We start from the raw sequence: 1549 nt of genomic DNA on the forward strand, positions 1-1549 counted from the left end.
CGCGATGACCGCGCCCACGGTCACCACGCCGGTGCCGCCGACACCCGTGACCAGCAGGTCGTAGGGCGCCGTCCATCCGTGCGGTTCGGGCCTCGGCAGTGCGGCCACGTGGCGCAGGAAGGCATCCTGGCCCGCAGCCAGCGCGCCGCTCTTCTTGCGCAGCGCGCCGCCGCTCACGCCGACGAAGCTGGGGCAGAAGCCCTGGGCGCAGGAGTAGTCCTTGTTGCAGCTGGTCTGGTCGATCTTGCGCTTGCGGCCGAACTCGGTCTCGTGCGGCAGTACGGCGACGCAGTTGCTCTGCACGCCGCAGTCGCCGCAGCCCTCGCACACCGCCTCATTGATGAACAGCCGCTTGGCCGGGTCGGCCAGCTCGCCCTTCTTGCGGCGGCGGCGCTTCTCGGCGGCACAGGTCTGCTCGTAGATCAGCACCGTGACGCCGGGCACTTCGCGCAGTCGCCGCTGCACCGCGTCGAGTTCGCTGCGGTCGTAAAACTCGGTGCCGGCCGGGAACTTGCCCTTGATCGCGTCGTACTTCTCGATCGCGTCGCTGACCACCACCACCTGCTTCACGCCTTCGGACTCCACCTGGCGCGCGATCGCATCGACGCTGATGATGCCGTCGACCGGCTGGCCGCCGGTCATCGCCACCGCGTCGTTGAACAAGATCTTGTAGGTCAGCGTCGCGTTGGCCGCCACCGCCTGCCGGATCGCGAGATAACCCGAGTGGTAGTAGGTGCCGTCGCCGAGGTTCTGGAACACGTGCGGCGTGCGCGTGAACATCGCGTGCGAGATCCAGTCGACGCCCTCGCCGCCCATCTGGATCAGCCCGGCCGTGCTGCGGTCCATCCAGTTGGCCATGAAGTGGCAGCCGATGCCGGCGCGCGCGGTCGAGCCCTCCGGCACCTTGGTGCTCGTGTTGTGCGGGCAGCCGGCGCAGAAGTAAGGCAGCCGCTTGACCGTGTCGCCGTCATTGCTCAGCAGCTCGGGCGGCGTGAAGTCGCGCACGTGCTGCAGGTGGTCGCCAAGCTCGCTGTTGCCGGGGAAATGCACCGCGAGCCAGTGCGCCACCAGCTCGATCAGCCGTGACGGCCGCAGCTCGCCGAGCGCCGACACCAGCGGCCGGCCCTCGCGATCCTGCTTGCCGACCAGCGCCGGGCGGGCACCGGGTGGCGCGTTGTAGAACAGGTCGCGCAACTGGCTCTCGACGATCGCGCCCTTCTCCTCGACGATCAGGATCTCTTCCAGGCCCTCCGCGAAGGCCTTGATGCGGGTCTGCTCGATCGGAAAGCTCAGGCCCACCTTGTAGAGCCGCAGCCCGATGCGGGCCAGGCTCTCCGGCGTCACCTCGAGGCGGCGCAGCACTTCCATCAGGTCATAGTGGGCCTTGCCGCAGGTCACGATGCCGACCTTGGCCTGCGGGCTCTCGATCACGTGGCGATCGATGCTGTTGACGCGGGCGAAGGCGGCGACCGCCTCCAGCTTGTCGGCCAGCCGCGACTCGATGCGCAGCGACGGCAGGTCGGGCCAGCGGTAGTGAAGACCATCGACA

1 protein-coding gene is annotated in these 1549 nt (G+C 68.7%); it reads right to left on the reverse strand.

All coding sequences use genetic code 11. The features are described 5' to 3' along the window. On the reverse strand, nucleotides 1-1549 hold a 1549-nt coding region (locus AC1D2K_RS34450), incomplete at both ends, for an indolepyruvate ferredoxin oxidoreductase family protein (RefSeq protein ID WP_478094897.1).

Source organism: Variovorax sp. P1_H12_2 (genome assembly GCF_056405335.1).